Here is a 23,161-nt window from a genome sequence, read left to right as displayed (position 1 = left end):
TTCGAGTCATGTTGGAATCGATTTTACGCTTTTCGATAAAGCGCAAATTCTTAGTGTTAGTGATGGTAATCGCCGTTGCGGGATTAGGGCTATGGAATTTCACTAAATTACCCATCGATGCCGTACCGGATATCACCAATGTGCAGGTGATGATTAATACCGAAGCGCCGGGATACACGCCACTTGAAATCGAGCAGCGTGTGACCTTCCCTTTGGAAACCGCATTAGCAGGCTTGCCTGGGTTAACCTACACCCGCTCGGTATCGCGCTATGGCTTATCACAGGTGGTGGCCATTTTCAGTGATGAGACGGATGTCTATTTTGCCCGTCAGTTAGTCAATGAGCGTTTATCGGCGGCACGTTCCGAGCTGCCGCTTGGGCTTGAACCACAGCTTGGCCCTATTGCGACTGGCTTAGGTGAAATCTTTATGTTTACCGTGGATGCATTGCCAGATGCTACCCATGCCGATGGAACGCCTATCACGCCAATGGATTTACGCACGGTACATGATTGGACAATTAGGCCGCAGCTCATGCGTGTGCCAGGGGTGGTTGAAGTTAACCCTATCGGCGGCTTTGAGCGTGAGATTTTGGTCGCTTTCAAACCGGAAAAACTGCTCGCCTTTGGTTTAACCCAAGCCGATGTTGTCGATGCCATAGCCAAGAATAATCAGAACCAAGGCGCAGGTTTTATTGAGCAAAACGGTGCTCAGTGGTTACTGAGAATGCCAGGCCAAGCCGAAGACATTGTGGCCATTGGCAATATCCCACTCAAATCAACGCAAGGCAGTGCGCTGACCATTAAAGATGTGGCCGATATTGAAAATGGTCAGGGGCTACGCAACGGTGCTGCGACTCAAAATGGCCGCGAAGTGGTCATGAGTACCGTGTTTATGTTGATTGGTGAGAATAGCCGCACCGTTGCCCATGCTGTAGGTGAGAAACTCAAAGAAATCAACGCGACCCTGCCGGAAGGGATTGTCGCCACAGCAGTTTATGATCGCACTAAGTTAGTGGATAAAACCCTACAAACGGTGCAGACCAATCTATTAGAAGGCGCACTACTGGTCATTGTGGTGTTGTTTGTACTGCTTGGGAATTTTAGGGCTGCATTTTTAACTGCACTGGTGATCCCCTTTGCTATGTTAATGACGATTACCGGCATGGTACAAACCCGCGTTAGCGCGAACCTGATGAGTTTAGGCGCTCTGGACTTTGGTTTGTTAGTCGATGGCGCGATCATTATTGTTGAAAACTGCTTGAGACGGTTAAGTCAGGCAGGAGACGATCCTTTACCGTTAAAAGAACGTCTAGAGCTCGTGTTTGAAGCTACCCGTGAGGTCATTCGCCCCGCACTATTTGGTGTATTTATCATTACCGCCGTGTATTTGCCGATTTTTGCACTAGAAGGTGTAGAAGGCAAAATGTTCCACCCGATGGCGATTACGGTAGTGATTGCGTTGTTAAGTGCCATGTTGCTGTCGGTGACTTTTGTGCCAGCAACCATTGCCTTGCTGTTTAAGAAACCAGTGAAGGAGAAGCATAGCCCGCTTATCCGTGGTGCAGGCGCCTTGTATCGCCCTGCGTTAAACAGGGTAATTCAAGGTCGCTGGGTCGTGGTGATTGCTGCCACGTTGTTGGTCGCCGTTTTTGGTTACCAAGCGACGAAATTAGGCAGTGAATTTGCCCCTAATTTGGATGAGGGGGATATTGCAATGCATGCCCTACGTATTCCTGGCACCTCACTGAGTCAGGCGATTGCCCTGCAAGAAACTCTAGAAGATAAAATTAAGCAAATGCCTGAAGTTGAAAGGGTATTTGCCAAAATTGGTACTGCGGATGTGGCGACCGATGCAGTGCCTCCGAGTGTGGCTGATAACTTTATTATCCTAAAACCTCGTGAGCAGTGGCCAAATCCCAATAAATCGAAGGAGCAAATTGTAGAAGAGTTGGCGGCGATGGTGGAACCTATCCCTGGCAACCGCTATGAGTTCTTACAGCCTATTCAAATGCGCTTTAATGAGCTGCTTGCAGGGGTCCGGGCGGAGCTTGCAATTAAGGTGTTTGGTGATGATTTCGATACGCTCACTTCGCTTGGTGCACAAATCGAGGCAGCTATCGCTCAGGTCGATGGCATTGCCGATGTGCAAGTGGAGCAGACAACAGGTTTGCCTATGCTGAATATCATTCCGAAACGTCAACAGCTGATGCAACATGGCTTAAGTATGGCCGAGTTGCAGTCTCAAGTGGCAACCGCAATGGGCGGCACTGTGGCGAGTAAATTCTATGAAGGAGATATTCGCTCAGACATTGTTGTACGTCTGGGTGAATCACGTAGGCAAAATCTGGACGGCTTACGTTATTTACCGATTTCCTTACCCGACAGGCATAGCATCCCACTTCAGGAATTAGCGTCCTTGGAATTGGTTTCTGGTGCTAACCAGATTAACCGTGAAAATGGGAAACGTCGCATGGTGGTCACCGCCAACGTACGTGGACGGGATTTAGGTAGCTTTGTCGCTGATATTCAAAACGTTATCGGGGAAAGAGTGGATATTCCCGCAGGTTACTCGGTGGAGTACGGAGGCACCTATCAAAAATTACAATCGGCATCGCATCGCTTGAGTATTGTTGTGCCTGTGACCCTGTTGATGATTGTCGGTTTATTGATCCTCGCCCTTAGCTCCTTCAAGGATGCGATGATTATCTTTACTGGCGTCCCCTTAGCCCTGACGGGCGGAATTGCCGCATTATTGTTACGGGACATTCCCTTTTCTATCTCAGCCGCAGTGGGCTTTATCGCCCTCTCTGGTATCGCGATTTTAAATGGTCTTGTCATGGTGTCATTTATTCGCGAATTACGTAAAGAAGGTATGGGACTCGATAGGGCAATTTTTGAGGGGGCACTAACAAGGCTTCGTCCAGTGTTAACCACGGCTTTAGTGGCATCACTCGGGTTTATTCCAATGGCACTCAATACCGGTATCGGTTCAGAAGTCCAACGTCCGCTGGCAACGGTTGTGATTGGGGGAATTATTTCATCAACCCTGTTAACGCTGTTTGTTATTCCAGCGTTATATCGCATTTTACATAAAGAAAAGGAGTCGATTTTGACTGAAGTTGAAGTAATGGAGATTGCCGATGCCAAATAAGCTATTAAACATCAGCTTGTTGCTGATGGTTGGATTAATAGGTTTGGTGAGTATTGATGTCATGGCACATGGGGTGGACGACAATACTCGCGCCTTTTTAGAACAAAACCAAGGCGTGCAATTTATCCCCTTTTTGTACATTGGGGCGAAGCACATGATCACGGGCTACGACCACTTATTGTTTCTCGTGGGTGTGATCTTCTTTTTGTACCGCAGCAAAGATGTGCTGTTGTATGTGACCATGTTTACCCTAGGTCACAGCACCACATTATTGCTTGGTGTAATGACCGATTTGCAAGTTAACGCCTATCTTATCGATGCGATTATTGGCTTATCAGTGATCTATAAAGGTTTTGATAACTTGGGGGGATTTAAGCGCTGCTTTAATTGGCAACCCAATACCAAAATAGCAGTGTTGGTCTTTGGTTTGTTCCATGGCTTTGGACTGGCAACCAAATTACAGGAGTTTCAGTTGTCACAGGAAGGCCTATTTACCAATTTATTAGCATTCAATATTGGGGTGGAGATCGGACAATTTGCTGCGCTGGCCATCATCTTGATTGTGATAAATGCCTGGCGTCATTTCCCTTCATTTCAACGATTTTCAACGCTGACTAACACCGCTCTGATGAGTGTAGGGGTGATGCTGATGGGTTATCAGCTCACAGGCTATTTCGTCAACTAAACGATTATAAGAGAAGATTATGCAACACACTGTAAGTTCAAAAATCTTGGTCAAAGCGAGCGTATCGGCAACGGTAGTGGCGGCCATTGCGCTGGTCACTTTTATTCTGCCAGCCGAGTACAACATCGATCCTACAGGCGTAGGTCAAAAGCTGGGATTAACCTCAATTGCACAGGCCGCAGAAGCGGATGGTGCTGCTGCGGTGATGGGAACCCAAGCAAATAATACGGAGTTTCAAACCATTCAAGTGTTGGTTCCGACGGGGCGCGGTGTCGAATATAAATTTGCCATGCCGCAGTATGCCAAAATGACCTACGAATGGATGACCGATGGCGATGCTTTGTATTTTGACCTCCATGGAGAACCTGAGGGAGATACCACTGGCTATTTTGAGAGTTACACCATAGCGACATCAAATGAAATGAAAGGGAGCTTTACTGCGCCTTTCGCGGGGTCACATGGTTGGTATTGGAAAAACAAGACAGATAAGCCTATTGCCGTTCAGTTACAGGTAAAAGGACAATATGAAGTCATTGGTTTAAAACAATAATTGGCAAATTTGGAGAAAACGATGAAAAAATTATTGTCAGTATTCACCCTATGCACAGCGTTAATGAGTGGCAATGTATTGGCCCATGCGGATCACGGAGTGATCAGCGGTCAAGGTGCCTTAAAGGTGGCAGCTAAATCGCTTAATCAAATGACATTTAAAGACTTTAGTTTTGAGGTGGGTAAATTAGAGGGAACATGGAAAAACTTGCCTGAGGCACAATTATCAATCGTCAGCTTTGAAGGCAATTACTACGTGGTCAGTGCCGTTAACCCAACGACTCAAAAACAATTTTTTCTCAAAATAGCCAGTAACGGCGAGCTTTTAGAAGTCAAAGACACGAACAAGTTCTAGTCGCCAAGATTGCACTGTCTATGTTATGGGCAACAGACAGTGCAATAACCCTGCAAGCGGTTTACTTTTATTAAATCAAATATCGTTCTTAGCAATACATTTTGTAATCTGAAACCAATTAATCTGAGTTAACAGTCTAACTCACTTTGTCCCGAAGTAAGCCACAAGGAGTATGATACTTTAATACTCGATTGTGGCACGGTTCGGACTAAGTTGTGGCAATTAGTATGAATCTTTATTTTTGGCCATATTTAATCTAGAACGATACGAGCTAGAGTTCTTGGCTGTTCAGTTTAGAACTTTATTCCTCTCCAACATCAACCCCGAGACATTCAATCATTCAATCGTGATCCCGAATGTCAAAGTCCAGCATTACACACTTAAATAAAATGAGGCAGTAACATGCAAACCGGCCAAAAATTTTTAGCGGTGTATCCTGCTTCATCCTTCGATGACGTTGATGGCAGTTTGGTGGAATTTCCCGAGAAACGGCGCCAATTAGAGGTGCTTCCAAAGCCAGAGAAAGTGCTGGTGGATGACGGTGAAATCTCCACGATTGAGTCCCTACCAGAACACCTTAAGTCGGAAGATTGGTATTTTGTTCGCAATTTAGACACGGGCCGTAGGCATTGGTTTACACCGCTTGGCTATAAGTTGACGTTACTTGAATAAATCATAGAGTCATCGATACCGATACTTGCCTTTAGGTGGAGTTTGAGCCGCAATCTCCGATTTTCTTTTCACACTTAGATGGTCATTACACTTGGGGCAGTAGTTGAGTAACGCACTGCCTTCAAAGTCCAACTGACAAAAAACGCAGCGATATATAGCGACTACGTTCAACCTGTCCATTTTGGCAATCTGCTCTTTAATCCGATCACGGGTAGTCTTGGTTTGTACCAGAACTTGTTGCTGTTGCTGCTCCTGAACAGCTGGAGCCTTAGCCTGTTGATGCTCAAACCACGCATTGCGCCTTGGATTGTAAATCCAATGCTTGCCCTTAATGGACGTTTCAAGCCATTCGCGCAGTAGTGTTTGAGCTGATTTTAGTTTGTAAAACTCATTAAATATCTTTGAGAAAGGAATTAAATCAAGCCCTAGTACCGCCGTGTGCTGATCTCTTGATAGATTGTTATATATCGGCGCGGGGCGACCAGGATGGCTAATGTATAGGCATAGCTTGCGGCCTGAGACCGTAAAGATTAAGTCAAACATAATATCCTGCTCATAACTATCAGGCGTTATGTCCTTGGGCTCCACCGTGATTGGCAAACTTTTGGTAATGACGTGCGTTTGGCCGTGATGGTCAATCTCGAGAGGTGGCAACAATAACAAGCCTGTCCCCTGTAGAAGCTGCTTCAGCATGTAGCGAACTGAGACATAAAACGAGTATTTGCAGGCCTCAATCTCTTCCTTACTCGCACCTTTGGAGTCATGGGCAAAGTGGAACGCATTAACGTCACCCTGCCGTGCGATTAAGGCAATACCGCATGATGGGCAAGTACAATCACAGGACTTACCCCGCGTTGCGTCCTCTGCATCTATATACAAGCCATCACTACGAAGGCCGAAGGGGATTAGGTTCATAAGGTAAGCTACTTACAAAGTTTTAAGCCTTCTTGAAGGATCGGTCCGATATTAACGCGGGATGCACCCATTTCATCCTGAACTTGTCGAAGAGTTTTATTTTCCTTTTTAGCTATTGCCTTTAGGTATTCCAATAAAGAACTATCCTCTTTCCAAATTGGCTCAATAGAATCATAACCCTTGCTTTGGGCAACACCGTTTACCGCATATTCTTTATCATTTGCGATAAAAATCACTGCCTGGTCGTAGCAGCCAAGTTCTCCGCTTTCGACAGTAAACGGCCAACTTTCCCCATAACTACTTTGATGAATTTCTTTAGCGTTTAAAGTTGGGCTTAATGCCAGTAATGAGAGAATAATCGCTTTCTTCACAGTTCCCATTCCTGTTTTAAATTGTTTAACCTACTAATATTAAGCCAATAATTGTCAGGTTCACATAGAAATGGAGGTTGAATCTGACTACCGTCTTTCTGCCAACATCTTGGCCATCGCACTTTCCTTTGCCTTAATGTCTTTGCCGTACCGCAATACCATCATTGGGCTTTTCCAACGACCGTTCTCTTGGATTTGGGCTATCGAATAGCCTGCGGCAAGTAAGTCCTGTGCGGCGCCAATCCTGGCACTATGCCCTGACCAAGCAGAATGACGGTCGATTCCTAAACTCTCGAATGCCCACAGAAATACTCGGTCCACTGTACGGGTGGACATCGGCTTGGCTTGAACCGAGACTTTATTGCTCCGGCCAATCGGCTGAAACAAGTAGTCTTCCTTAGTCAGCCCAGCACCTTGGATGTACCTCTGAATCAATTTGAAGCCTAGCGGTGTAATGTTCACTACCTCTTCTTCACCCGAGTCATTGGTTTTGGTGTAAGGCACTGACAACACATAATCGCCTTCAAAAGTGGATTTGAGATGGCCTACTTTGATCCGAAGCAGCTCGGATTCACGAAGCAACGATTCATAGGCGATGTTCAGCAACGCCAAATTGCGCTTGTCTAATAACCTCTCACTCTCGCCATACGATTCTATGAGCATCTGCAGGTGATGAAGTCTAAAAGGCGTTGCCTGCTCTTGCGCTAAACCGCCTGACTCGAGCTTTACTATTCTGATTTCATTCTGCTTGTCTTGCACGGTCTTACTGCTCACAGGGGACAACAAACCACACTCCACATGGAAACTGTTAATCGCCCAAGCATATTGAGATAAGGTGGTGTACGACGATGCCTGGTAGTACTCAATGAATGTGGCCACTACCTCGGGGGTCGCAGGCAACGGGGTTAGGTTATTTGTAAGACACCAACTTTCAAACTTAGCCCACCGGCTCATTAGTGCTCGCCATGTATTAGCCCTGCGGGTACGGTGGCCATTATCAAGAAAGTGCTTGAGTTTTGCCTGTGTAATCTCCCGAATGCGGAGCTTGTCTGCATCGGTTAACTGAGCCAGAGGCTTTGACAATAGCGCCTGTAGCTCGTCAGTAGAGCGCTGATAACTGTCTTTTAACGAATCGTTAAGCGTTGACGGAGGTTCGCCATAGGACAGTGCAACGCTGTGATTATTCGTAGTTAATAAGCTCACCTAATGCCTCCCTGTCTGCTGAAAATGCGGGGTGTTCGTCCTTGTAAAAACTCAGTAATTCATCAATCGCAGCATCCACGGATTTTGCGCCAATCGTATCCTTGAAAAGAACTAGCTTGTCGTATTGGTTCTTGCTGATCACAGGTCGAGTCGTCTTTTGAACCCGCTCGATTTGAGAGATGCGCCGACGTACCAGCTTCCAACCTGAATCCGAGAAAATGGAATTAAGACAGACATTCAATGAATGCAGCGCGGTTTCCTGTGGTAACGGCTTGGATTTGGTGGGTTCGGTTTCTCGCATTAACTGACGGAATGTCACAGTGAGGGTCGGAGTGCCATTTAAGAACTGCGAAGTAAACCACTCGGTTTTCTCTATCTGGTTGTAAGTGTTACCGATCATGCGCGAGAGTAAATCACGTACTTGTGGGCTTGCAGCTTCACTTGCCGCTAACAGTCTTAATGTGCGTCCCTTGGGTCGCGAACTGACGTCAGAGGGGAGGGCGTGATACGTCCAAGCTGGGCCTAATGAGTCAGATTTGAGTGGGGAGGTAGTGTCATTCATTTTAGTATGGCGTCTCTACACTAATAATTATGTTTTTAGTATAGAGACACACACTAACTAAATCAAACAAGTTTAGTTAGATTTCTGAGCAGCCTACCCATTGAGGTAATACACCGTAAAGTAGATACGCATTCCATGCTTGACCACCTGCCAATGCATCACAGTCCAGCGCTTCAAGGCTGTCATGAGTCCATCCTCCTTGCGGCGCAGGTACTATAGTTATTTGTGTGCCATCTAAGTCCTGAATTTGGAGATCACATTCAACAAGTGCCCCTGTCAAAAAATCTGGTTCATTCGGGCTTGATGGGCGGGTGATGATGCCAGAGACGATTTTTGATAGCTGTTGGCTCACCACCTTCCAGACCAGTGGATTGCTTTGCAAGGCACTAACAATCTTATCCAGCATAGGGATGGCCCCTTGAAGAAGAGCTAATTCAACCGAGTTAATTGGTTCGAAGTCGCCAGACTTGATAGCCTCGATGTCCTCGACGTAGAAATTGGCACCATCCTCAATACCGTTACCTTGGCCAAGGTTAATGCCGTAGGTGAACACGATGGGGGCATGGTCGCTATCGGTCAGCACCTCGGCATTGACCATTACTGCGAGTTCCAGTTTAACCAGCGGGTTAGGCGTATCGACGTAAAAGCTGTATTCCTGATAGTAGCTATCCGCGTCGCCGTTGTCCTCTAGGAACGGCAGGGGAGCTAACAAACTGGTCGCTTGGTCAAGGTAAATACTTGGGCTAATTTGCATCTAATTTCTCTCAGTTATTAATGTAAGATCATCATTGCATAGGTTCAATTTCTGGCAAATTTTGAGTAAATTCTACAGGATTTTAATATTACAACCTTGCTTCAATCATGCCGTAACGGGCATTGCTTCACCGCTAAGGCCAAACCGTTTAATCCCCGCGCTAATGCTATACCTGCTCCATTGCTTCACGATGCTCAGATACCCCGTGCCTTGGTACAAATCAAAGGCGAGCGCGTGGTTGGGCAGCTTTTTCTCACTACAGGGCAAAATTAGCGTCGACTTCAACGAAACCAGCTCTTGCTGTAACGCATAGAATTGGCCTGCAACCGCTTGAGTAGTCTCCAATAATTCCATTAAAAATCATTCCCAAAACGATTCATACCAAAGTCATGGTCAAAGTCGTGACCGCTATCGATGCCTGAATGAGTCAAGTCAGCTCCTAAAGGATTACCTGCCACATCCAAAGCGCCGTTCAGCGTAAGCAACCCTGTAGCTGGATTGATAAGATAATCATGGTAAGCGCCCGTTCTACGTTTCAAACCTGTATCATCATCACATACTTCGGGGTATTGATTAGCAACACATGGGATCTTACTTGGGATGAACTTAAGCGATGCTGCACGAGGAATTGCCGCTGGTAATGGGTTACCTTTGTTGAGCAAAACAATTAGGCCAGCGACGAACCCAAACACACCTATAACCAAATATGCAGCAAACATAGTCACCTCTAATAACTGAATTTCTTATCTGATTAAAGGATCTCACAAATGCAAAACGGCGCAAAAATTGAACTTTGCGCCGTCTGAATGGGAGGGATTAAGCCGCCATCAAAAGGTTTTGATAGTTATGCGTTAACGATAACGAATGGCCGAACATTTCAGTAACTTCCACGACCTGAGATGCTGGAGCCTCCATTTCAGCCGCCGCTTCTTCTGCGCTACGAACCCAGCCAAACAACTTACCAGCCACTACATTTAACTTTAGCGCCAACTTAGGGTTCATCTTAATATGTAGGTTACCGTTAAGGTACGCACGAACTGAGAACAGTACCTCGCTAGAGCCGTTAGATTGTATGTATCTAAAGTCGTGGGCTTTGTTGCTGGCCCATTTGAACTCATAAGGTTTAGGTGTGCCGCGTGTATCGAAACCAAGATTGCCAGCGATGGTGACAAAATCGGTGATAAATTCGATTGCACGAACAGACAAACCGCACTGGTTGTAATAGCTGTTATAGTCGTAACCATTAACGATGCCGCCAACATTTTCCATTACACAACGGTAGTCGAGTTTAAAATGAGAGATTTGACCATTCATCACAAGCTCCCGATAACGCCATCTGTCGTATTTGAAGGTGCGTTGGTTACTGGAATAATTAACCACGTTTGCGGCTTGGCTCATAGATAGGTAGAAATCTTTGAACTGATCATCTTGAAGAGCATCAGCGTGTTTTATTGCCCATTGAGCTATCGCGTATGCGTTCTCAGCGGTGAAGTCGACGCTTACGTGCCTCTCTAACAGCTCTAATAACCCCTTACGATTAGATGAAGTCAGGCGAGAAGTCAGCGCATCAAATTTAGCGAACAACTCTTTCCAAAACAAACTTTTGAGACTCTTGATTTTGAGTTTGAGACTTTCCAGCACCGACGCCTTAGAAACTTCTAGTTCTCGCAGTAAATCAGGATCAATTTCTGAGAGTGCGCTATAGGTATCCATTAGCTTGGCCATCTGATGATCGTAAAGTGATTGCATAGCCTTTACCATGTCGGCACCAGGAACTAATTCATTTAGCTTTTGCTTAGTCGAGTCGGATGGCCCTCTGAATTTTGCAGAATAATCACTTTCAGCTAGTTCTAGGTCAAAGTTGGCGTCAAAGAACGCTTTGAAAGGGTCAACCTTGCATTGGCGATGATTTTTATAACCTAAATTAACACGAATAATGTCTACCCGTACCGAATGACGAGTTTCGCGATCACAATCATTTTGAAAATCGAATGTCCCAATGACCTCGGCTTCGGCTTCACGCATTGTAATCGCATTTTCGATATCTTGACTGTTAGACCAGCGCTTCGGCAATACCAGATAACACACTTCGGCATTAGCTTCGGAAATGACACGGGTAGCCCATTGCTCAAAGGCCGAATAAGGAGGGTTGCAGAAAATGACGCCAACGGGCTTATCAACAAGGGTTTGCTGATTAAAGTCAGTGCCAATAACCAACACTTTTTTATCGAGCTGGCTGCAATGAACAATGCTCTTTTCAATCGCGTACAGGTTGTAAAAAGGTGGGCTCATTTCGCCGCGACGGTCCTCTAACGGCATGTTCAGGGCGCTAAGCACTCGACCATCACCGGCACCAATGTCTAGCAACGATGACTCCCTGTTATAAGATTCTAAGAAATTAGACTTAACCAAATCATTTCGAACAACATCAATAATGTGCTGAGAAGACGGATACCATTCAAAATCCTGGTCCTCTGCCTTCAAGTGCCTAACACGTTGAGCGGTTGAAAAGTTAAACTCGCCTTGGTCGGCTAACATGACAGAATGAGACATTTGGACACCCTAAGAAGTTTCGATGTTCAAACTATCTCACGCTTAAAAATTCACGCAAATTTTGACATTAATACAGCGTCACTACACTAAACATTAAAAGTTTAGTATGCGCCACGCACTAATTAATCATGAAAATTCTTAGTTAACGCCTGACAAACATACAAGGTCCGAGTCAAATGGGGTTATACTCGGCAAAGCGAGCGCAAAATCATCAATCCCACCCAGTTTGATATAGTGACACCACACTAATGTATCATGGCACCAACGCCACACAAACCACTCAGTATTGTTTAGTATAATGACATCACACTAATATGGTTTTCGGCTGGTGGGTACTCGTGTCCGATAACTGTAATTATCGGACATGATTACAAAATAGACAGGTGAGAGCGGTTGAAATCATTAAAGTGCCGCACCCTCCGGTTGCGGATCATGCCGACAAGAAAGCAATAATTTTCTTGCGTAGCTCGGTTTTCTTAATACCCGAGCTATCGACTAACTTAATCAGGCCTTTTTCAGTAGGGCAAAATGAGTAACCGTTAAGATTTATATATTACTGCCACAGTTGTCGCCCTTCGAAAAATAGTTTAGTTCTAGCATTCATGGGATTTCCTTAATAAATCAGCAGAAACTAAAGTGTCATGGTAAAAAGAACTTTCAGTATGGCAAAATTTAAAAAACATCATTCTGTAAATCTAAAGTTGATGTAAATTTGCCTTAAATTGACTCTGGTGTAATTTAAGTCCTAAATCAATATAACGGTGGAATACGATGGAAAACCAACTAAGAGTTTATTTTAATGACGGATTTATAGACTATAGATTGCTAGGAGCAATAAAAATTATTCAAGAGTTCAATAGCTTTAAGATATTTTGTGCCTTTATAGACCCACGCACAGACTGTTATGTTGAACAATCATTAACATTCTATCCAAGCCCTCAACCTAGTTATCCTGGCTTCTATTTTTTATCTGAATACAATGGTTTAGCTGTTAAGATACCAGGCGAAATAGATTGGTTTGCAACAAAGCAGATGGAAGCTAAGCAACGTGCAGATGTCCCATACGAGACATCTATAATTTCGTTAGGAACTTACAAGCAAGTGAAAATCAAATTAGAAATTAGCACGTCCATTAGAATCATGGCGGACACTCCGCCAAAGAATTTGGTCGGGGATTTTATACATTACTTTAAAGCCTAGATGATAATTAATCCCAAATTACTACAAAAGACGCTGAATTGAATGATATGCTAGAGCGTTAATAAAGATAAGCGGCTTATAAGGTCTAGCATCCGATTATTAACTTTCATTATTTATATTGATTTTTTAATTAAATTTGTTTACTTAAAATAATTTGCATGTAAGATTGCACATTATATTTTAAATGGAAGAAATTATGTTTAAGAAAATATTTGCATGTTCCATCTTGGCTTTGCTTTCTGGGTGTCAGTCTACACCTATTCAGTATACTGGATATTTAACTTCAAAGACTAATTACCCAATAAGAGATTCTCGTTTCGTCGATAATAGCGTCAATACAGAAGGTTCTGCATTAACTCCTATACATTTTCGAAATGACAGATTAATAACCAAATCTACCAATCACACTGTTATTTCGCCTATGGTGATAACTAGATGCGATGAAACTCCTAAAATTTGCAAACATGGAGTTATGGTAGCTGGAATACATATTAGCTATGACTTAAAAAATATAAGTAAAAGAGAGATAAATATATCAGGGGTTCTATACGTTGATGTGAAATCCCGCGGTTCATCTTCTTTCTTTGAAGAAAAATTAAACATGAAAAGTGAAACGGGATACATTTCATTCTCTGTAGATGGATACCCACTATTACCAGAATTGTCTGAAGAATATAGATTTGAAGGTCGAACTGGAAACGGGGAAACAGTAAGTATTGAAGGACCTTATGGCCTCAGGTATGAGTTTAGCGTCAATCTAAATGATCACCTTTGAGTTGGTAGGATAAATTGATTCAGTTATTTCTTCTGATGTATCTGACCCAAACATACAAATAATTTTATCCATAATTAAATTTTGACTCTTAATCGACACATTAATAATGGTAATCAATATCTCTGTTGATTACCATTATTACACCAGTGACAATTGAACTCTCCACCCTCTAAATACCAATTAAACAAATTACGCGGCCTTTTGCTTCAATGCCGCTAATCTTGCGCCCAAGGTCATCTTATTGGTTGCTTGACATGTGGCAAATTTCTCTACTTGTTGAATTGATTGGTACAGTGTTTCAATAAACTTCAAATTTTCTTGCATCTTTTCTAATGCCATTGTTAGCATCAATTTGAAGTTCTCAGGGTTTGGCTTCCACCATTCCAAAATTGATTGGTCGAAAACATAGGCTGGCACCAGGGAGCCCACCGTCGCCTTGTACTCTTCCCGCGTTAAGCCATTACATAATTGATACTTGATCGTTGATATAACACCGTTCCAATCATGGGTTGCTCTGTTAAATTCATCGCCAATCAAGTTCAGTGCCTTGGCCACAATTTTGCTTGCATTCAGGTAGAGGTCCGGCCGGTAAAAGCGTTGGAATTAGCCACTTTGCAAATAAGACATTGATTCATTTAGCTTTTCTGACAAAGGCTGGATAAAATCCTTACCGAGATAGCGAATCCTGAAGCTGCTTAAACTGTCCCTGAATCACCGCTTTTTCCTGAAGAATCAACCTGTTCTCATCGGACAGAGCTTCCACTCTATTCTGAGAGACTATCAGATCCGTTTTAGTGGCCTCCAATGCTTGGGATAGTACGGCCACTTGCTTATCGGCATCTGCTTTCTGGCTGGTAAGTGCGGCAATATTATCCGCCAGTTGTTCACTTTTATGTTGCTGCTCCCGGCTTTTTGCCGAGGCGTCGTTAAGTCGATGCTCCAAGTTCTCGATATCGACCACTTGTCTATCCAAGGTGCTTTTGTTCATCGCATTGGCCTGTTCGAGCTCATGCGTTTGTCGTTGTAAGTGCGCATTAGTGTCTATCAGTTCGGACGCGCTTGACTCGGCTTGGATGAGCCGGTGTTGCAGGTCTTGAATCAGGTCTTTCAGGCCCTGGTTAACCACGTGGAATTGCTCGCGTTCCTGCTGCCGATCTTCGGCGGTGCGTTGCTGGTAGTGTTCAAAGTGATCACGAATATCCTTATTTTCCTGCTTGAGTTCTGCAACGCTTTCCTTTAATTCAGCAGTTCGTGAAAGGGCTTCGTCGCGTTGAGCCTCTGCCGTTGCTAGCTTAATGCGTACATCTTCCAGGGACTTGCTTTGCAGGGCTTTTGCTTCGGTAATTTGCGATAGCTGGGCGTTCAGATCCTGTTGGCGGTCGGTAAGCTGCGCGATGCTGTTACGGGCCTCAGTCAATTCTTTCCGGAGTTGATCATTCGATGCCTTGAATTCGTCGCGGGATTGCGCGATGCGCTGGTCGGCCATCTGCTGAACCCGTTCATGTAAGGCTTTTACTACCTCGACGAGATCATTCGGCAACCCGCTCACATCGACCACCTCCCCATTATCTGACCGCCAGCGCTTGAGTAGTGGTGCAATGGTGCTTTTGCTGCCGGTTCCCAAATGCTCGCGGACACGATCTACGGTAGGCTCCTGGTTCTGGATTTTGATAGCCTCTGCGGCTTTCGAGACATCGTAGTAAGTGATTCCGGCGCGAGCCATGACAGTTTCCCTCGGTGATTATTTAGTAACGTATTACATAGCACGTAATATAACATAATATATTGACTTTTATGCAGCCAATAAAAATTAAATAGTAACCTTCGATAATGAATGTTATCGTGGGTTATGAGTGAGAAATGAAAAATTGATGTTTGTAACACCAGTACATTGGTGCCTTCCAGCGACCCACAGAAAAGGGATAACCATGGATAACTACACACCCAAACTCACATCGGATTCGCCATTACGTAGTGAGCAATCAGTTTTGCCGTCGCTGGCAGAATCCGACTCACTGCGCCACTATCTGCAAGCGGCGACCTCCAATAACACGCGAACAGCCTACCGTTCAGCGATTCGGCAGTTCGAAAAATGGGGCGGGCGGTTGCCCACGGATCGGGATACCCTGGTGCGTTACCTGGTGGCCAAGGCCGATGTGCTGAATAGCCGGACTCTCGCCCTTCACCTCACGGCCGTTAGCCAATGGCACCACTACCAAGGGTTGACTGACCCGGTTCGTGATCCGCTGGTATGTAAAACCATGGAGGGCATTCGCCGCACCCATGGACAGCCCAAGCGCAAGGCCAAGGCGTTGCGCTTGGAGCACATCGCCCAACTAGTAAATTACTTGCGGCACTTACCGGACAACAAAAAGAAATACCGGGATATTGCCTTGGTACTCACCGGGTTCTTCGGCGCCTTGCGTCGCAGTGAGCTGGTTGCTCTTCAGGTCAATGATCTGGTTTGGGAGCCGGAGGGGCTGCTCATCCGGTTGCCGCGCTCCAAGACCGACCAGCAAGGCATGGGTTTAATGCGAGCTTTACCTTACGGAAAGGCCGCTTGTTGTCCGGCTACCGCCGTGAAAACTTGGTTAGATGCAGCGGGCATCACCAGCGGTCCGGTGTTTCGTCCCACCAACCGCTGGGATCACATTCAGGAAAAAGCGCTGGCTCCAGGTGCGGTCAATGCTTTGCTCAAAACGCTGGGGCAAGCCTGTGAGTTTGATTTTGTGCCTGAACTCAGTAGCCACAGTTTCCGTAGAGGGTTATCCACATCGGCAGCGCGTGAGCGAGTGGATTTTGAGTTGATCAAGAAACAAGGCGGCTGGAAGAGCGATGCCACCGTCTGGGAGTATATCGAGGAAGGCCAGCAGCTCAGCAATAATGCGTCAATTATCTTAATGGAGAAGATGGCAACCCTGATGGATGCTGAATGATTCGGTCAACATTCGGGGCAGAATCAATGTATCGGGCCAAACCCAAATACCAAAGCTGGTAATGTTACCGCCACGATCATGGATCATTCTGGCCGCTGTACACCATCGATAAAATATTGTAGACTTTCCTACCTTTGTGTAACTAAATCTACAATATATGAAATGGGTATTACTGATCTTATCCCTGCCCACCCAAAACGCGACAGTGCGTATGCGGGTATGGCGAACCCTCAAGTCCTCCGGTGCAGCAGTATTGCGTGACGGCGTTTATCTGCTTCCCCATCGACCAGAACATCAGCAATTGTTCGATGGCTTGCTGCAAGAAGTAGAGGCAAGTGAAGGCTCAGCCTATGTGCTCCTGGTCGATACCGAAGATGCTGGCCAATTCAGCGGCCTGTTTGATCGTCAGGATGATTACGCCCATCTTTTACACGAGCTGCCCCCAATAAAAGAATTGGCCAGTAGTTCCCTGCAAGAAGCAACCAGACAGCTGCGTAAACTGCGCAAAAACTTCACCGCTATCGCCGCAACGGATTTTTTCCCCGGTGAAGCGCAGGCACAAACCCAGCAGGCGCTGCAACAGCTTGAACTTCAGCTCAATCGCCAGTTATCGCCCAACGAACCCCATGAGCACACCGGTGAAATCCCACGGTTGGATATCAGCCTCTATCGCGGGCGGTTATGGGCAACCCGTCAACGTCCCTGGGTGGATCGCCTTGCCTGTGCCTGGCTAATCCGCCGTTTTATCGATCCGGAGGCTCGCTTTGTGTGGTTGCAAGCACCGAAGGATTGTCCCGCCGATGCGCTGGGCTTTGATTTTGACGGAGCCAGTTTCACTCACCTGAATGGCAAGGTCACTTTTGAGGTTCTGCTTGACAGTTTTAGGCTCGATCACCCCGGCTTAACGCGCTTGGGGGCCTTGGTGCATTTTCTGGACGTAGGGGGTATCCAGCCCAGTGAAGCCAGTGGGCTGGAGCAAATCCTGTGGGGATTGCGCAACAGTATTCATGACGACGATCAACTCATCGCCACGGCTAATGGTGTCTTCGATGCCTTACTGGCTGCTTTTACAAATAAGGAAACACACCATGAGTAACACCACCGAATTAATAGCTCACCAGCCGGTTGAAGCGCCTGCGCCGGTCAGTTTTTGGGAAGCCTTCCGTTTCTGGTTAAAGCTCGGGTTTGTCAGCTTTGGTGGCCCGGCAGGCCAAATAGCCATCATGCACCAGGAGCTGGTGGAGCGCCGGCGCTGGATCAGCGAAAAACGGTTTTTGCATGCGCTCAATTACTGCATGGTGTTGCCTGGTCCGGAGGCGCAACAACTTGCCACTTACATTGGCTGGTTAATGCATCGTACCTGGGGCGGTATAGTGGCGGGTGTGCTGTTTTTGTTGCCATCACTCTTCATTTTGATTGGACTCTCGTGGGTATATATCGCTTACGGCGACGTAAGTTGGGTAGCCGGTTTGTTCTACGGTATCAAACCGGCGGTGACTGCCATCGTCGTGCATGCCGCCCATCGCATTGGTTCACGCGCGTTGAAAAATAATGTGATGTGGGCGATTGCTGCCGCCGCGTTTGTGGCCATTTTTGCACTCAATATCCCATTCCCTTACATCGTGATTGCAGCGGCACTGATTGGTTATTTGGGTGGGCGGTTTCTACCTGACTACTTCAACAGCGGCGGTGGCCATGGCAAGGCTGATAAATCCTTCGGCACCGCGTTATTCGATGATCACACACCCACGCCCGCGCACGCCATGTTCCGCTGGTCGCGTTTCAGCATGATCTTGATCTCCGGTGCATTACTCTGGGCTGTTCCGCTGTTTGCACTTTGGAGTTATTTCGGTTGGGATCACACACTGACACAAATGGCCTGGTTCTTTACCAAAGCGGCACTACTCACTTTCGGTGGTGCCTATGCGGTATTGCCCTATGTTTATCAGGGTGCGGTCGGCCACTATGGTTGGCTCACGCCCACGCAAATGATCGATGGCCTCGCGCTCGGTGAAACCACACCAGGGCCGCTGATTATGGTGGTGGCCTTTGTCGGTTTTATTGGGGGATATGTACAAGCCGTATTTGGCACCGACATGGTATTTCTCGCGGGCGCAGTAGCCGCCACCATTGTCACCTGGTTTACCTTCTTGCCCTCGTTTATTTTTATTTTTGCGGGTGCCCCCTTTATTGAAACGACGCACAATGATTTGAAATTCACTGCGCCACTCACGGCCATCACGGCGGCGGTGGTAGGTGTGATCTTGAATCTCGCCCTGTTTTTCTGTTACCACATTTTGTGGCCAGAAGGCTTTGATGGGCGGTTTGAATGGATATCAGCGGTAATTGCTGTTGCAGCGGGTATCGCATTATTTCGTTACAAAATGAATGTGATGAAGGTGATTGGCATGTCGGCGCTTGTTGGGCTTGCGGTGTCGTTAATGGGGATTAATTAAGTCATCTTTCGATCTGCTCGAACTCATTGCTTACACTTAACGGAGGAAAACCAATGAATGATTTTAACCAAAACAAACGTGATTTCCTGGCTACCAGTGCGACCGCTGCCGCAGGGTTGCTTATTGCATCGGCATCAAATGTTAGCGCAGCTGAATCGTCGTCTCAGGCAGCACCTAAAGGAGCAAATTGGATGATCACCGAAATAAAACCAAAACCTTTATCCTTCAATGCCGCAAAATTAAAAGGCCTTTCTGCCAATTTGATCGAGTCGCATTGGACTAACAATTACAGCGGTTCGGTAAAAACATTGAATGCGGTGAATGATCAGTTGAGTCAGGCACTCGCAAACCCCGACACGCCAGCGTTTCTCTACAATGATCTCAAGCGGGAGCATTTGATTCGCACAGGCTCGGTCATTTTGCACGAATTATATTTTGATAACCTGGGCGGTAATGGCAAAGCCGATGGTGAATTACGCTCAGCTTTCGCCAAACAATTTGGTACTTTTGATCGCTGGGAAACCGAATTCCGCAAAATCGCTCAAGGCTTGGGCGGTGGTTCCGGGTGGGTTGTTCTGGGGTATAACACGCATTTCAATAAGCTGGAAAATTATTGGATGGGTGATCACGCACATTTCCCGGTAGGCACAGTTCCGTTGTTGGTCATGGATATGTATAAACATTCTTATCACATGGACTTTGGCGCGGCTGCCGGTAAATATATTGATGCTTTTTTCAATAATATTAATTGGGATGAGGTTGCTCATCGGCTCCAAGCCACTCACACGAAGACAACATCCTAAAAACGCTATTGGTATGCCTTCTCTTAGGGGGCATACCATTCGCTTCGGCGCAACCAATCAAGGACACGGACGTTATTGATCCGGCGCTGAGTGACGTGTGACTAAATTAAGAGAAAACCAAATGGCGACCAGAAACCTGCAACTAGCCCACCTGCGAAAACTGTCCCAACTGAAACTGCCATTAACAAAGTAGCGGATCGATGGCGGCCATTTACCAGACAGCCTATCCGCGGATCAAGTCAGATATCACGCATGTCGAGTTAGGGGATGTCTACACACCGACACCGGAAGAGCAGCAGTTTGCTGTGAAACATTGCAAACGGGCGAGCACTTCCTTTCTGGGATTACTAATCCAGTTAAAGACGACCCAACGATTAGGCAGATTTGTCACATTGGGTGAAATTCCAAACGTCATCATCGCACACATCAAAAGCCAGTGTCGTTCAAGAGCATCATTCAAGGATCTTCAAACCTATTACGTGTCAGGGGCAAAGGATCGTCATGTAAAACTGATTCGACGTTATCTCGATATAAAACCCTACGATGCAGCCAAGACCTCCGGATTAACAAAGAGTTGGGCGCAAGAGGCGGCAACAACTAAAGAAGCCCTGCCGGATATCATCAATGTCACGTTGGAATACTTGGTCAAGGAGCGATACGAGTTGCCAGCGTTCAGCGTGCTTGAGCGAATCTGCCAAACAGCCAGAGCGGAAGTCAACACCCGGTATTACGGTCAACTGTGTGAATTTTTGACGGCTGAAAGTCGCCAGTGCATCACGGATATTCTCCGTTCCAGCACCGGGCCGAATGGTTTTGGCTGGAGCACGCTGAAAAATGAACCGAAACGCCCAACTCCTCGCAATATCCATGCGTACATCCACTACCTGGAATGGCTGACCTCCCTGCAAACACTACTGCCTGCGGATTTGGGGTTGCCACCGGTGAAACACCAGCAGTTTATCGACGAGGCCAAGGCCCTGGATTACGCCGAATTGATGAAGCTAAAGCTGAACAAGCGACTCGCTCTGGTCATCGTTTTAATCCGACACCAATACGCACGAACTCTGGATAATGCCGCCGATATTTTTATCAAACTGCTGTTAAAAATGGATCGCTCGGCGCAGAAACTGTTGGAGAAATACCTTGCAGACCATCAAAAGCAAACTGATCATTTGATTTCTGTGCTGACTGGAACGGTCAAGGTTTATTTGGATAAACCCGAATCGGTGTCAGCTTTTGATCCTGTCCTAGGAAAGAACAGCGATCAGTTGCTGCAAATGTGTGAACACTACATGGCGTTCGCGGGTAACAACTACTTGCCGTTCATGGTTCAACTCTACAAAAAGCAGCGATCAACGTTGTTTCGCACGATTGAAATACTCAATCTGGCTTCGTCCACGGAAGACAAGGATCTGCTGAATGCATTTCAATTTATTTTGAAATACAAACAACGGCGCGCCGAGTTCCTGTCCATTCAAAGTGATCCAAACGATCCATCCTCCAAAAATGTCATCAACATTCGCTGGATTCGCGAAAGCTGGTGGAAACTGGTCACAGGAAAATCGACTAAATCAGCGCAAGTCACCGAGGTCAATAAAACCTGTTTTGAGCTGTGTGTGTTTGAACGGATCGCCGAAGAACTGAGTACCGGTGACTTGTTCATTCCCTACAGTGAAACCTTCGATGATTACCGGGAGCAAATGATCACCTGGGAAGAATACGAGGCGCAGCTGCCTACCTATTGCGAGGAGGTAGGACTTATCGCCGGTGATACTGAATTTGCAAGAACACTGAAGGAGTCCATGGAGGCGAGCTGCCAGAAAGCTGATAGCCAATTTCCAGAGGATGAACTGGTCCGTATAGAAAACGGGAACCTGATTATCGGTAAACCAAAACCGGATCAACCTTCGCCAGAGGTCGAAGAAATTGGAGCGCTCTTGCGCGATCGCTTGGACAAGATCAACCTGCTCGATGTAATCATTAATGTCGAAAAATGGTTGAACTTGAACAAACATTTTGGCCCGTTGTCGGGTTTCGAGTCACGTATCAGCGACCCGGTGTTACGTTTTGTTCTGACGGTGTTTTGTTACGGCACCAATATTGGCCCTACCGAAACCGTGCGATCCGTGCAGGGTGTGTCGCGCAAGCAAGTTGCATGGCTTAACTTAAAGCGCACTACGGAAGCCCGTCTCGATAAAGCGATTGCTAAGATCAACAGCGAGTACAAGAAATACCGGCTCATTGAGTGTTGGGGTTCGGGCAACAGTGTGTCCGCTGATGGCAAGCTCTGGGATCTCTACGAAGATAATTTACTATCGGAATACCATATTCGTTACGGCAGCTATGGCGGCATTGCCTATTACCACGTCTCAGATACCTACATTGCGTTGTTCAGCCGGTTTATCCCCTGTGGTGTCTACGAGGCGATTTATATCCTGGACGGTCTGCTCAACGACGAATCAGATTTTAATCCAGACACCGTTCACGGGGATACGCAGGCGCAATCAACACCGGTATTTGGCCTGGCGTACCTACTGGGCATCAAGCTCATGCCGCGTATCCGAAATATTAAAGATCTCAGCTTCTACAAGCCTGACCGCGCTATGGTGCTTAAGCATATTCAGTCCTTGTTCAAAGAGCCTATCAAGTGGGACCTTATTGAAAAGCACTATGCGGATATGATGCGAACAGCTATGTCCGTTAAAGCAGGAAAAATTACCGCCTCGACAATCCTGCGCCGGTTCGGCACCAAGAACCGGAAAAACAAGCTGTATTTTGCGTTCCGCGAACTCGGGCGAGTGGTCAGAACTATGTTCCTTTTGGAATACATCACCGATGTTGATCTACGCAAAACGATCCAGGCAGCGACCTGTAAGAGTGAGGAGTTCAACGAGTTTGCACGTTGGTTGTTTTTTGCGAATGCCGGAAAAATTCCCGCTAACCTAAAGCATGAGCAAAGCAAAATCGTGAAATACAATCATTTGCTGGCGAACTTCACAATCCTATACAACGTGAACGCGATGACGGAAGTGTTTAACCAGTTGAAGTCGGAGGGCCACAATATCACCCGCGACCTCATGGCCGCATTCTCGCCGTACCATACCGAGCACTTGGGCAGATTGGGAAGCTTTGAGCTGGATTTGACCAAGCAGGTTAAACCAATGTCATTTGAGTTGCTGGTTGATTAAATCTTTATTATTCAGTTAGTTATACTCGAAGT

The 23,161-nt window shown here is 46.2% G+C and carries 22 protein-coding genes; 12 read left to right on the top strand and 10 right to left on the bottom strand.

Features of this window, described 5'->3' with window-relative positions; all coding sequences use genetic code 11:
• The first annotated feature begins 8 nt into the window (after nt 1–8).
• The 5 genes from SHEWANA3_RS22955 (at nt 9) to SHEWANA3_RS22935 (ending at nt 5,413) form a co-directional block, all read left to right on the top strand.
• Nucleotides 9–3,152, top strand: a complete 3,144-nt coding sequence (locus SHEWANA3_RS22955; protein WP_011711696.1) for a CusA/CzcA family heavy metal efflux RND transporter — start codon at nt 9–11, stop codon at nt 3,150–3,152.
• On the top strand, nt 3,142–3,837 hold the full coding sequence (locus SHEWANA3_RS22950; RefSeq protein ID WP_011711695.1) for a HupE/UreJ family protein: 696 nt from the start codon (nt 3,142–3,144) through the stop codon (nt 3,835–3,837). Before SHEWANA3_RS22955 ends, SHEWANA3_RS22950 begins: the two co-directional genes overlap by 11 nt.
• A gap of 19 nt (nt 3,838–3,856) precedes the next feature.
• Complete coding sequence (locus SHEWANA3_RS22945) at nt 3,857–4,387, top strand: hypothetical protein (protein ID WP_011711694.1); 531 nt, start codon at nt 3,857–3,859, stop codon at nt 4,385–4,387.
• A 21-nt stretch (nt 4,388–4,408) separates the two neighbouring features.
• Nucleotides 4,409–4,741 (top strand): DUF6488 family protein, encoded by a 333-nt coding sequence (locus SHEWANA3_RS22940; RefSeq protein ID WP_011711693.1) that lies wholly within the window; start codon nt 4,409–4,411, stop codon nt 4,739–4,741.
• Between the two features lie 402 nt (nt 4,742–5,143).
• Complete coding sequence (locus SHEWANA3_RS22935) at nt 5,144–5,413, top strand: hypothetical protein (protein WP_011711692.1); 270 nt, start codon at nt 5,144–5,146, stop codon at nt 5,411–5,413.
• Nucleotides 5,414–5,422: 9 nt separating this feature from the next.
• Here the strand turns inward: SHEWANA3_RS22935 and SHEWANA3_RS22930 are convergent, their stop codons facing one another.
• From SHEWANA3_RS22930 to SHEWANA3_RS22895, 8 genes are all read right to left on the bottom strand, one after another.
• Nucleotides 5,423–6,328 (bottom strand): hypothetical protein, encoded by a 906-nt coding sequence (locus SHEWANA3_RS22930; RefSeq protein ID WP_011711691.1) that lies wholly within the window; start codon nt 6,326–6,328, stop codon nt 5,423–5,425.
• Between the two features lie 8 nt (nt 6,329–6,336).
• Nucleotides 6,337–6,708 (bottom strand): DUF2511 domain-containing protein, encoded by a 372-nt coding sequence (locus tag SHEWANA3_RS22925; RefSeq protein WP_011711690.1) that lies wholly within the window; start codon nt 6,706–6,708, stop codon nt 6,337–6,339.
• A gap of 78 nt (nt 6,709–6,786) precedes the next feature.
• Complete coding sequence (locus SHEWANA3_RS22920) at nt 6,787–7,902, bottom strand: tyrosine-type recombinase/integrase (protein ID WP_011711689.1); 1,116 nt, start codon at nt 7,900–7,902, stop codon at nt 6,787–6,789.
• Complete coding sequence (locus SHEWANA3_RS22915; protein ID WP_011711688.1) at nt 7,880–8,464, bottom strand: hypothetical protein; 585 nt, start codon at nt 8,462–8,464, stop codon at nt 7,880–7,882. Before SHEWANA3_RS22915 ends, SHEWANA3_RS22920 begins: the two co-directional genes overlap by 23 nt.
• 76 nt (nt 8,465–8,540) lie before the next feature.
• Nucleotides 8,541–9,218, bottom strand: a complete 678-nt coding sequence (locus SHEWANA3_RS22910) for a hypothetical protein (protein WP_011711687.1) — start codon at nt 9,216–9,218, stop codon at nt 8,541–8,543.
• 105 nt (nt 9,219–9,323) lie between these two features.
• Nucleotides 9,324–9,572 (bottom strand): hypothetical protein, encoded by a 249-nt coding sequence (locus tag SHEWANA3_RS22905; RefSeq protein WP_011711686.1) that lies wholly within the window; start codon nt 9,570–9,572, stop codon nt 9,324–9,326.
• Nucleotides 9,572–9,937 carry a hypothetical protein gene (locus SHEWANA3_RS22900; RefSeq protein WP_084796744.1) on the bottom strand — a complete coding sequence of 122 codons (366 nt, stop codon included), beginning with the start codon at nt 9,935–9,937 and terminating at the stop codon, nt 9,572–9,574. Before SHEWANA3_RS22900 ends, SHEWANA3_RS22905 begins: the two co-directional genes overlap by 1 nt.
• 97 nt (nt 9,938–10,034) lie before the next feature.
• Complete coding sequence (locus SHEWANA3_RS22895; RefSeq protein WP_011711684.1) at nt 10,035–11,771, bottom strand: DUF4942 domain-containing protein; 1,737 nt, start codon at nt 11,769–11,771, stop codon at nt 10,035–10,037.
• A 771-nt stretch (nt 11,772–12,542) separates the two neighbouring features.
• On the opposite strand from SHEWANA3_RS22895, the gene SHEWANA3_RS22890 reads away from it, so the two are divergent.
• Together SHEWANA3_RS22890 and SHEWANA3_RS23415 are read left to right on the top strand one after the other, a co-directional pair.
• Nucleotides 12,543–12,971: a hypothetical protein gene (locus SHEWANA3_RS22890; protein WP_011711683.1), complete on the top strand. Its 429-nt coding sequence runs from the start codon at nt 12,543–12,545 to the stop codon at nt 12,969–12,971.
• Nucleotides 12,972–13,167: 196 nt separating this feature from the next.
• Nucleotides 13,168–13,746 carry a hypothetical protein gene (locus SHEWANA3_RS23415; RefSeq protein WP_011711682.1) on the top strand — a complete coding sequence of 193 codons (579 nt, stop codon included), beginning with the start codon at nt 13,168–13,170 and terminating at the stop codon, nt 13,744–13,746.
• Nucleotides 13,747–13,935: 189 nt separating this feature from the next.
• On the opposite strand, the gene SHEWANA3_RS22880 is transcribed toward SHEWANA3_RS23415, so the two are convergent.
• Nucleotides 13,936–14,301 carry a hypothetical protein gene (locus SHEWANA3_RS22880; protein WP_011711681.1) on the bottom strand — a complete coding sequence of 122 codons (366 nt, stop codon included), beginning with the start codon at nt 14,299–14,301 and terminating at the stop codon, nt 13,936–13,938.
• A gap of 112 nt (nt 14,302–14,413) precedes the next feature.
• A complete protein-coding gene (locus SHEWANA3_RS22875) occupies nt 14,414–15,469 on the bottom strand; it encodes a DNA-binding protein (protein WP_011711680.1) in 1,056 nt (351 codons plus the stop codon).
• A 205-nt stretch (nt 15,470–15,674) separates the two neighbouring features.
• On the opposite strand from SHEWANA3_RS22875, the gene SHEWANA3_RS22870 reads away from it, so the two are divergent.
• From SHEWANA3_RS22870 to SHEWANA3_RS22850, 5 genes are all read left to right on the top strand, one after another.
• Complete coding sequence (locus SHEWANA3_RS22870) at nt 15,675–16,682, top strand: tyrosine-type recombinase/integrase (protein ID WP_011711679.1); 1,008 nt, start codon at nt 15,675–15,677, stop codon at nt 16,680–16,682.
• Between the two features lie 157 nt (nt 16,683–16,839).
• A complete protein-coding gene (locus tag SHEWANA3_RS22865; protein WP_011711678.1) occupies nt 16,840–17,778 on the top strand; it encodes a chromate resistance protein ChrB domain-containing protein in 939 nt (312 codons plus the stop codon).
• Nucleotides 17,771–19,138: a chromate efflux transporter gene (gene chrA / locus SHEWANA3_RS22860; RefSeq protein WP_007645338.1), complete on the top strand. Its 1,368-nt coding sequence runs from the start codon at nt 17,771–17,773 to the stop codon at nt 19,136–19,138. Before SHEWANA3_RS22865 ends, chrA begins: the two co-directional genes overlap by 8 nt.
• Before the next feature lie 53 nt (nt 19,139–19,191).
• On the top strand, nt 19,192–19,941 hold the full coding sequence (locus SHEWANA3_RS22855; protein ID WP_041413376.1) for a Fe-Mn family superoxide dismutase: 750 nt from the start codon (nt 19,192–19,194) through the stop codon (nt 19,939–19,941).
• Nucleotides 19,942–20,141: 200 nt separating this feature from the next.
• A complete protein-coding gene (locus tag SHEWANA3_RS22850; protein WP_011711676.1) occupies nt 20,142–23,129 on the top strand; it encodes a Tn3 family transposase in 2,988 nt (995 codons plus the stop codon).
• Nucleotides 23,130–23,161 lie beyond the last annotated feature (32 nt).

The sequence above is a fragment of the Shewanella sp. ANA-3 genome, assembly GCF_000203935.1.
Lineage (GTDB): Bacteria > Pseudomonadota > Gammaproteobacteria > Enterobacterales > Shewanellaceae > Shewanella.
This window is presented reverse-complemented; position numbering and strand designations above follow the sequence as displayed.